General features: G+C 66.6%; 10 protein-coding genes. 6 read left to right on the forward strand and 4 right to left on the reverse strand.

Annotated elements, in window-relative coordinates:
• Nucleotides 1-31: 31 nt before the first annotated feature.
• Complete coding sequence (locus tag ABIR74_RS06660) at nt 32-625, forward strand: phosphatase PAP2 family protein (protein ID WP_348176226.1); 594 nt, start codon at nt 32-34, stop codon at nt 623-625.
• Between the two features lie 153 nt (nt 626-778).
• Here the strand turns inward: ABIR74_RS06660 and groL are convergent, their stop codons facing one another.
• Entirely contained in the window at nt 779-2,413 is a 1,635-nt protein-coding gene (gene groL, locus ABIR74_RS06665) for a chaperonin GroEL (RefSeq protein WP_348176228.1), read from the reverse strand.
• A gap of 30 nt (nt 2,414-2,443) precedes the next feature.
• On the reverse strand, nt 2,444-2,731 hold the full coding sequence (gene groES, locus ABIR74_RS06670) for a co-chaperone GroES (protein ID WP_348176231.1): 288 nt from the start codon (nt 2,729-2,731) through the stop codon (nt 2,444-2,446).
• Between the two features lie 179 nt (nt 2,732-2,910).
• Between groES and ABIR74_RS06675 the strand changes: the two genes are divergently transcribed.
• Nucleotides 2,911-3,273 (forward strand): ASCH domain-containing protein, encoded by a 363-nt coding sequence (locus tag ABIR74_RS06675; protein ID WP_348176234.1) that lies wholly within the window; start codon nt 2,911-2,913, stop codon nt 3,271-3,273.
• Between the two features lie 266 nt (nt 3,274-3,539).
• On the opposite strand, the gene ABIR74_RS06680 is transcribed toward ABIR74_RS06675, so the two are convergent.
• Nucleotides 3,540-3,830 carry a hypothetical protein gene (locus ABIR74_RS06680; RefSeq protein ID WP_348176236.1) on the reverse strand — a complete coding sequence of 97 codons (291 nt, stop codon included), beginning with the start codon at nt 3,828-3,830 and terminating at the stop codon, nt 3,540-3,542.
• An 82-nt stretch (nt 3,831-3,912) separates the two neighbouring features.
• On the opposite strand from ABIR74_RS06680, the gene ABIR74_RS06685 reads away from it, so the two are divergent.
• The 3 genes from ABIR74_RS06685 to ABIR74_RS06695 are packed head-to-tail and all read left to right on the forward strand — an operon-like array spanning nt 3,913 to nt 7,358.
• A complete protein-coding gene (locus tag ABIR74_RS06685; RefSeq protein WP_348176239.1) occupies nt 3,913-4,956 on the forward strand; it encodes a thiamine pyrophosphate-dependent dehydrogenase E1 component subunit alpha in 1,044 nt (347 codons plus the stop codon).
• A complete protein-coding gene (locus ABIR74_RS06690) occupies nt 4,956-5,930 on the forward strand; it encodes an alpha-ketoacid dehydrogenase subunit beta (RefSeq protein ID WP_348176241.1) in 975 nt (324 codons plus the stop codon). Before ABIR74_RS06685 ends, ABIR74_RS06690 begins: the two co-directional genes overlap by 1 nt.
• A gap of 42 nt (nt 5,931-5,972) precedes the next feature.
• Nucleotides 5,973-7,358, forward strand: a complete 1,386-nt coding sequence (locus ABIR74_RS06695) for a dihydrolipoamide acetyltransferase family protein (protein ID WP_348176244.1) — start codon at nt 5,973-5,975, stop codon at nt 7,356-7,358.
• 92 nt (nt 7,359-7,450) lie between these two features.
• On the opposite strand, the gene ABIR74_RS06700 is transcribed toward ABIR74_RS06695, so the two are convergent.
• Nucleotides 7,451-8,377, reverse strand: coding sequence for a GNAT family N-acetyltransferase (locus ABIR74_RS06700; RefSeq protein WP_348176247.1), 927 nt, complete (start codon nt 8,375-8,377; stop codon nt 7,451-7,453).
• Between the two features lie 13 nt (nt 8,378-8,390).
• Between ABIR74_RS06700 and lipB the strand changes: the two genes are divergently transcribed.
• Nucleotides 8,391-9,101, forward strand: coding sequence for a lipoyl(octanoyl) transferase LipB (lipB, locus tag ABIR74_RS06705; protein WP_348176250.1), 711 nt, complete (start codon nt 8,391-8,393; stop codon nt 9,099-9,101).
• The last annotated feature ends 2 nt before the right edge of the window (nt 9,102-9,103 follow it).

Consider the following 9,103-nt stretch of genomic DNA (forward strand, 5'->3'; position numbering starts at 1 on the left):
GGTATGACGTATCGATTGGTCGCTCTTTCACGTGCTCAATGCCGGTGTCGCTACACGCGACTGGCTCGAGGATCCCGTCACTGCCTTCGCGGAGCTGGCGATTCCGCTCTATGCGGCTGCAGTGATCGCGCTCTGGTTCCTGGCGCGACCCTACGGTGACCGAAGGTGGAAGCAGGCCTGTATCTCGGGTCTTGCGGCCGCCGGGATCGCGATGACCACTAACCAGGTGATCTCTCACCTGTGGGAGCGTCCGCGCCCGTTCACAGCGCATCCGACGCTGACCCACCTGCTTTCGGCTCCTTCCGTCGACCCATCGTTCCCGAGTGACCATGCCGCGGTCGCGATCGCGATCGCGTTCGCCGTTTTGGCATTCTCGCGCCGGGCGGGGGTCATCTTCCTCGCCACTGCCACCCTGATTGCGCTCTCCCGCGTGGCGCTCGGAATGCACTACCCGAGCGACGTGCTGGCAGGGATGGTCGTCGGGTGGGCGGCGGCGACACTCGCCGTCGGGCTCGGCATGCGCTGGATCGACCGGCTCGTCCTTCTCCTGAGTCGCATCTCCGATCCGCTCCTCGAGCCCTTGTGGAACAGGCTCGGGACGCGCCCGGCCACGCGTCGCGTGTGAATTCTGTCCGAGGCTTGGCCCGGCCAGTCGTAGTGCGAACCTACGAGTCGAACCGGATCTCCGCCTTTCAGGATCGACTCCAGAAAGAAAGGGGGCCGGCTCCCGCCGACCCCCCAACCGCACTATCGAGCAAAGCCGCCTAGGCGGGTTTGCTTACATCATCCCGCCCATGCCGCCCATGTCGGGCATGCCGCCGCCGCCACCGTTCTTCTCCGGCGCGTCGACAACGATCACCTCGGTCGTGAGGATGTTCTTCGCGATCGAGGCTGCGTTTTGCAACGCCGAGCGCGTCACCATTGTCGGATCGATGATCCCGTTCTTGACGAGATCCTCGATCTCACCGGTGTCGACGTTCAGGCCCTGGCCCTTCTTGGCCGCACGAACCTGGCTGACGACGACCGAGCCCTCGAGTCCCGCGTTGTAGGCGAGCTGCCGAAGCGGCTCCTCCAGCGCGCGGATGATGATGTTCGCACCGGTCTTCTCGTCGCCCTCGAGCGCAGCGAGCGCCTTCTTCGACGAGTCCGCCGCGTTCAGCAGCGCAACGCCGCCGCCCGGGACGATACCCTCTTCGAGTGCCGCGCGAGTTGCCTGCAGCGCGTCCTCGACCCGGTGCTTCTTCTCCTTCATCTCCGTCTCGGTGGCTGCGCCGACCTTGACCACTGCAACGCCGCCGGCGAGCTTCGCCAGCCGCTCCTGCAGCTTCTCACGATCGAAGTCCGAGTCGGTGTTCTCGATCTCGCCCTTGATCTGCTTGATCCGGGCCTTGATCGCCTCACCGTCACCGGCACCATCGATGATCGTGGTCGAGTCCTTGTCGACGACGACCTTGCGGGCATGACCGAGCTGCGTCAGCTTCGTGTTCTCGAGCTTGAGGCCGAGCTCCTCGGTGATGACCTCGCCGCCCGTCAGGACAGCGATGTCCTCGAGCATCCGCTTGCGGCGGTCTCCGAAGCCCGGAGCCTTGACCGCGACAGCGGTGAAGACGCCACGGAGCTTGTTGACCACGATCGTCGCGAGCGCCTCACCCTCGAGGTCCTCGGCGACGATGACGAGCGGCTTGCCGGCCTGGATGACCTGCTCGAGCACCGGCAGCATGTCCTTGACCGCACTGATCTTCTGGTTCGCGATCAGGATGTACGGGTCGTCGAGCACAGCCTCCATGCGGTCGGCGTCCGTGATCATGTACGGAGACAGGTAGCCCTTGTCGAACTGCATGCCCTCCGTGAACTCGAGGTCGAGGCCGAACGTCTGGCCCTCCTCGACGTTGACGACGCCGTCCTTGCCGACCTTCTCGATCGCGTCGGCGATAACGTCACCGATCTCGCGCTCGCGCGACGAGATGGTGGCGACCCGAGCGATGTCTTCCTTACCCGAGATCTCGACCGACTGCTTCTTCAGGTCGTCGACGATGATGCCGACGGCCGTCTCGATGCCGCGCTTGAGACCCATCGGGTTCGCACCCGCGGCCACGTTCTTGAGGCCCTCGCGGACGATGGCCTGCGCGAGAACGGTCGCCGTCGTCGTGCCGTCACCGGCAACGTCGTTCGTGGCGGTTGCGACCTCGCGGACGAGCTGAGCACCCTGGTTCTCGAACGGGTCCTCGACGTCGATCTCACGAGCGATCGTGACACCGTCGTTCGTGATCGTCGGCGCGCCGAACTTCTTGTCCAGCACGACGTAGCGACCCTTGGGGCCGAGCGTCACCTTGACCGCGTCGGCGAGGACGTTGACGCCACGCTCGAGCGCGCGCCGTGCATCCTCGTTGAACTTGAGCTCCTTGTGAGCCATCTGTTATTCAATCCTTCCGTCGAGCTGGTTTTAGATGACCTTCGCGAGTACGTCCGACTCGCGCAGGATCAGGACTTCGTCGGCGCCGACCTTGATCTCGGTGCCGCCGTACTTGGAGAAGATGATCTCGTCACCCTTCGCCACATCCATCTTGATGCGCTTGCCGTCCTCGTCACGAGGGCCGGGGCCGACGGCCAGGACCTTGCCGCGCTGCGGCTTCTCCTGGGCGGTGTCGGGCAGCACGATGCCGCTCGCCGTGGTGGACTCCTCTTCGAGAACCTCCACGATCAGGCGGTCACCTAGGGGCTGCAGATTCATGCACGTGCCTCCCTGCGATGCGTAGTTCGATTTACCGATACCGGGTTGTGAGAGTCACATCGTTGTGAAGTCACACCTCGGGTCGGCACTCTTACTGTGAGAGTGCCAACAAGGGAAACCTAGCACAGCGACGGTGCGCTGCCAACCCGTCGTCACCAGATCTCTATAGTTGCGTCGCAATGCCGATGCTCGCGCTCAACTTCTACTCGCCGATCGTGGCCGATCAGCTGCGGACCGGCCGCAAGACCGCCACCATCCGCCTCGGCGACAAGTCGCCGAAGTACAAGAAAGGCATGATCGTCACCGTTCTCGTGGGGACCCGCTACGGCCCGCGCGAGAAGATCTTCGATGCCGTGATCGACCGGGTCGAGGTGAAGCCGCTCGGCGAGCTCTCTCCTCGCGAGATCGAGCACGACAATCCCGGCATCCGCCGCGTCGACGAGCTCGCACACTGGATGAGCCAGCTCTACAACCGCGACGTGACCGAGACCGACACGGTCACGGTGATCCGCTTCTCGCAGATCATCGGGACCATGTTTTGACCTGCAAGATCTCGAACCCGCTAGCGCGGGTTCATTGATCGCACGCACGATCCCTGAAGAGGCCGGCCCGCCGGCCATTGCCCCACAGCCGGCGGATTCCTGGAACCGGCTCGTTTGCGAGAGCTACTTGCCGGCCTTGCGGATCGGGCCGCCGTTCTAGTAGGGGCGAGCGTCTACCGAACGTTCTACTTCCCGTTCTAGCCTGTATGGGCGACCTGAGGGTCGCGTCAGCGACCTGGAAGGTCGCCCGCGTCTACCGTCCGTCGCTACTTCCCGGCTTTGCGAATCGGCCCGCCGAAGAGCTCCCTCGGTCGCACCTCCGCGCCGCATTCTTCGCACTCGACGAGGAACGCGGAGGGAAATCGTGCTCCGCACTCGGGGCAGAGGTGTCTCATCTCGCCCTTGCATCCCGGGCACGCGGGTGGGATCTCGGCCTCCAACTCGACGAAGTAGCGCAGCGTGAAGCCGCAATCGACGCAGAACGCCACCCAGTCGCCGAGCGTCTTGCGACGCTCCTCCTGAATCCAGTTCCGCCGTGGCCGCTTGCGCGCTTCCATGCGCGGGAGCCTAGTGGACATTGCCCTCCGGCTTCCGCGCTGGGAGGTAGAGTGACGCCCGACAACGGCCCTAGGGGAATCCATGGCGGTACGGGAAGCGGAGCCCTTCGGCTCGCTCCAGGAAGTGCACGACGTCGGTCTCGACCGCGAGGACCTCTTCGGCATCTACAGAAGCATGCTGACCGCGCGCGCAATCGAGGAACGCGGGCACATTCTCTACAAGCAGGGAAAGATTCCCGGGTCCTTCTACACGGGGCGAGGCAACGAGGCCTCGGCCGTCGGCGTGGCAACGGCGATGGGTGCGGACGACGTCGGCTGCCCCCTGCAGCGCGACATGGGCGTGCACATTGCGCGCGGCGTCGAACCATGGCGCATCTTCGCCCAGTACATGGGCCGCACCGACGGGCCGACGAAGGGTCGCGACGGGAACGTCCACATCGGTGACGCCCGCCTCGGGCTGCACGCGATGGTGAGCCATCTGCCGGCGATGCTTCCGGTCGCCGTCGGCATGGGCCTCGCCTTCCGGATCCGTGAGGAGCGGCGGGTTGCCGTCGCCTGGTGTGGTGAGGGAGCGGCTGCCCGCGGCGACGCCCACGAAGGGATGAACCTCGCCGGCGTCCGGAAGCTGCCGGTCGTCTTCGTGATCGACAACAACCAGTGGGCCTACTCGACTCCCGCCCACCTCGGTCACGCCATCGATCACCTGGCGGACAGGGCGGCGGCCTACGGCTTCGAGGGTGTGGTCGTCGACGGCACCGACGTGCTTGCCGTCTACCGCGAGGCGCGGCGCGCGATCGAGAAGGCGCGCGAGGGCGGCGGCCCGACGCTGATCGAGTCGGTGACGCTGCGCATGGAAGGACACGCCGTCCACGACGACGCGTCATACGTTCCGCGCGAGATGTTCGAGGAGTGGGCGAAGCGCGACCCGATCGACCGCTTCCGCACGTGGCTCCGCGACAACGCCGGGATGACCGACGAGGAGGAGGGCGAGATCACGGCCGGCGTCAAGAAGCTCCTGAACGACGCCCTCCAGCGGGCCGAGGAATCACCGCTCCCCGATCCGACCACCTTGCTCGACGGTGTGTTCGCGTCGCAAGACGAGCTCGAGACCCCTCACCACAAGTAATGGCAGAGAAGACCTACCTGCAGGCGATCAGCGACGGGCTCCGACAGGAGATGCGCCTCGATCAGCGCGTCTTCGTGCTCGGCGAGGACGTCGGCGTCTACGGCGGTGCATTCAAGGTCACGGACGGGTTCCAGGCCGAGTTCGGCCCCTGGCGCGTGCTCGACATGCCTCTGTCAGAGACGGCGATCGTCGCTGGCGCAACCGGCGCGGCATTGATGGGGATGCGCCCGGTCGCCGAAATGCAGTTCGCAGATTTCGTCTCGTGCGCCTGGGACCACCTCGTCACCGTGGCGGCCAAGCAGCACTACCGAGCCGGGACGCCGATCCCGATCGTTCTCCGTCTCCCTTCGGGTGGGGGGTTCTCGGGCGGACCATTTCACTCCCAGAACCCGGAAAGCCTGTTCGCCCACATCCCGGGATTGAAGGTCGTCTGCCCGGCGACGCCCGAAGATGCGAAGGGCTTGCTCGTGACCGCGATCGAGGACGCCAACCCCGTCCTCTTCTTCGAGCACAAGCACCTCTACCGCAGGATCAAGGGTGAGGTACCGGACGAGCGGTACTCGACACCTTTCGGGAAGGCCCGCATTCACCGCGAGGGTGACGACATCGTCGTCGTCACCTGGGGCGCGATGGTCTATACCGCTGCTGAGGCAGCGGGGATTGTCGCGCAGGACGGCATCTCCGTCGAGGTGATGGATCTCCGCACGCTGATCCCCTGGGATCGGGAAGCCGTCCTCGAAAGCGCCCGCCGCACCTCCAAGGTGCTCGTGCTGCACGAGGACACGCGCACCGGCGGATTCGGAGCCGAGATCGCTGCAACGATCGCCGAGGAGGCGTTCGAGTACCTCGACGGCCCCGTGAAGCGGATAGCCGCTCCCGACACGCCCGTTCCGTTCTCCCCGCCGCTCGAGCAGGCATACCTTCCCCAGATCGACGACGTCGTCGCCGGGCTCCGCGAGCTCGCCGCCTATTGAAGGGCGAGGCTTCGCCTCGCCCCTACGAGAAAGGACTCAGTCTTGGCCACCGGAACGCAGATCGAGGTCGTGATGCCCCAGATGGGAGTATCCGTGTCCGAAGGAACGGTCACGAAGTGGCTCAAGCAGCCTGGCGACACGATCGCCCGGGACGAAGCGTTGCTCGAGATCTCGACCGACAAGGTCGACACGGAGATTCCGAGCCCCGGAGACGGTGTCGTCGGCGAGCTCCTCGTCGCCGAGGGAGACACGGTCGAGGTCGGAACGTTGCTCGCCACGATCCTGCCGGTCGGCGCCGTTGCACTGGAGACACCTGCACCCCCGGAGCCGGTCGCCGTCGTCACAGAACCGCCCGCCGCCGTGGTTCCCGAGCCACCCGTCGTCGCAGTCGCGTCGGAACCGTCTGCCCCGGCGCCTGCGGCCTCAGACGCCATCTCGGGGAACGGCCGGACGTTCGTCTCGCCCGTTGTCGCACGTATCGCAGCCGAGCATGGCGTCGACCCGAATACGGTCGCCGGCACGGGCACGGGCGGACGCGTGACGAAGAAGGACATCCTGGCGCACATCGAGTCGGGCGCGCCGGCCGCTGCCGCACCGGCCCCCGCAACCCCCGCCGCTCCCGCAGCCCCGCCTGCGGCTCCGGCACCTGCCGCGCCGGCCCCGGTCGCTGCTCAGCCTGTCCTTCCCGCTGCCGCACCGCCCGCCGCACCGCTCCAGACGGGCGAGGCCGAAGAGCCGATGAGCGCGATGCGCCGCGGCGTGATGGAGCACATGCGAAGGTCACTCGATACCTCGGCGCACGTCTCGAGCGCGATCGAGGTCGATATGTCCCGCATCGTCGCCGCGAGAGAGCAGTTGAAGAAGGAGTATCAGGCGTCGTACGGCGTCAACCCGACGTATCTCGCTTTCATTGCCAAGGCAACCGTCGAGACGCTGCAGGACTACAAGTGGGTGAATGCCGAGATCCGCGGCGAGAAGATCATCACGCGCCCGTGGGTCAATCTAGGGATCGCGGTCTCGCTCGAGGACGGCAAGGGCCTGATCGTGCCGGTGATCAAGAACGCCCAGGATCTGAACCTGCTCGGGATCGCCCGCGCAATCGCGGATCTCGCAGCACGCGCCCGCACGAAGAAGCTCCTGCCGGACGATGTCCAGGGCGGCACGTTCACGATCACGAACCCCGGTGGATTCGGCACGTTCCACGGAACGCCGATCATCAGCCAGCCGCAGGTGGGGATCCTCGGAACCTATGCGCTCGTGAAGCGGCCCTGGGTCGTGCAGGACGAGCTCGGCCAGGACGTGATCGCGATCAGGCCCCTGATGAACATCACCCTCACCTACGACCACCGGCTCGTCGACGGCGCCTACAGCGGCGGTTTCCTGCGCGACCTGCGCGAGCGGCTGGAGGGCTGGGAGCAGGCCGACTAGAACGGTTGTCGTCGATCGAGGCGTCTGTGTGCCCCTGAGGCAAGTGATCCCTGTGTTCGCTCCCGGGAGAGGCTGCGCCGTCTCCCCTACGGCTACTTCCGGGCCGCGAGGAGCGGACCCCGCACGAGCAGCCAGATCGGCTCGGCCTCGAAGCCGAGCCGAGCGTTCACGGCGCGCATCGGTGCGTTGGTCTCATCGTTCACCGTCTCGATCCGCAGGAAGCCTGCCTCCCTGGCCCTGCGAGCCTGCTCGACCTTCAGGGCCGTTGCGATCCCGCGCCCCCGCGCCTCCGGAACCACGCCGGTGAGGAGGTTCTCTGCAGTCCGCTCTTGACCCGCAAGCTCTGCGAGCCCGGACCAGCCAACGGCCTTGCCGTCGAGAAGCGCGACGAGCGACAGACCCGGCAACGCTCCGGGCGCCTCGACGGTCTCGGCCAGCCACTCGCCATACGGGGTGGCGGACGGCGCCTCGGAGCCGACGGGGACGTCCCGGAGTGCGATCGAGTGAACCTCGTACGCGGCCTCGATCAGGTCGGGACGCTCGGCGAGGCTGACGATCTCGACACCCGGCAGGACGCGGGCATCCGCGTCGAAGCGCGCGAGAGCGAGAGCGACCGGACATTCGCGGGAGAGCTCCTCGAACCCACGCTTCTCGACGAACCGGCGGGCCTCGTCGTCGTCCTCTCGGAGGCGGCCGATCAATGACCCGCGTCCGGCCGCGCGCGCTCGCTCGGACAGCGCTGCGAGGAGCGCCGTGCCAACGCCGGCCCGGCGGCACGCACCGGGCACCCTGGCCATCGTGTAGTAGGCGTCGCCGACACTGGATGTCTTCCCGACGCCCGCGCCCACGGCCTCGGCCCTGCGCCACGCAAGGAGGAACACCGTGCTGGCGCTCGTCGCGAGCTCGTGCTCCAACCCGTCGACGCTTGGCTTCGGTCCCGGATGCACAGCCTGCCCGATCGCGAGGAACGTCGTCAGCTCGTTGCGCGTGCGCGCCGGGGCGATCCTGAGCTCCGTCAACTACCCTCCTCTCGTGAGCGCCGAAGCGTATCTCGTCGATGCCGGTCTCGTCCCGTACCAGGAGGCACTCGAACTGCAGCGGTCGTTCGCCGCCGCCGTGATCGGCGGTGTGGCAAGGGAGGCGGTGATCCTGGTCGAGCACCCTCCGGTCGTGACCACCGGGCGCCGCACGGACGCGAGCGAAGTACACCTGCCAGACGACGCCTCCGTCGAGGTGATCGAGACGAACCGAGGGGGGAAGTCGACGTTCCATGGGCCTGGCCAGCTCGTCTGCTATCCGATCCTCGACCTCAACCGTCACGGGAAAGATCTGAAGCGCTACGTGCGGGACCTGGAACAGGCGATCATCACGACGGTTGCCACGTTCGGAATGACGGCCGTGACGATCGAGGGGCTGACCGGTGTCTGGCTCGAGCCGCCGCCGCGCAAGCTGGCCTCCATCGGCATCCACGTCTCGCGCTGGGTCACGACGCACGGCTTCGCGCTCAACGTCGATCTCGATCCTGCGCCGTTCAGCTCGTGGATCACGGCGTGCGGGCTCGAGGATACGCAGTTCACGACGATGAGCCGCGAGCTCGGTCGCGCGGTGTCGGTCGACGAGGTCAAGCCGGCGGCGATCATGGCGCTGGGCGAGGTCTTCGGGCTCGACTTCGAGTCGCTGGCCGTGGCTGATGTCACGGGTCTCCTTGCAGGCGCTGCGCCCGCGCCGCTCGCAGCCGGTTAGAA

This window comes from Gaiella sp. (assembly GCF_039915195.1).
Classification (GTDB): Bacteria; Actinomycetota; Thermoleophilia; order Gaiellales; family Gaiellaceae; genus Gaiella.

Excerpts from the sequence above, each read along its gene's own strand:
- groL (WP_348176228.1), bottom strand. The coding sequence starts at position 2,413 with ATGGCTCACAAGGAGCTCAAGTTCAACGAGGATGCACGGCGCGCGCTC.
- groES (WP_348176231.1), bottom strand. The coding sequence starts at position 2,731 with ATGAATCTGCAGCCCCTAGGTGACCGCCTGATCGTGGAGGTTCTCGAA.
- ABIR74_RS06675 (WP_348176234.1), top strand. The coding sequence starts at position 2,911 with ATGCCGATGCTCGCGCTCAACTTCTACTCGCCGATCGTGGCCGATCAG.
- ABIR74_RS06680 (WP_348176236.1), bottom strand. The coding sequence starts at position 3,830 with ATGGAAGCGCGCAAGCGGCCACGGCGGAACTGGATTCAGGAGGAGCGT.
- ABIR74_RS06685 (WP_348176239.1), top strand. The coding sequence starts at position 3,913 with ATGGCGGTACGGGAAGCGGAGCCCTTCGGCTCGCTCCAGGAAGTGCAC.
- ABIR74_RS06690 (WP_348176241.1), top strand. The coding sequence starts at position 4,956 with ATGGCAGAGAAGACCTACCTGCAGGCGATCAGCGACGGGCTCCGACAG.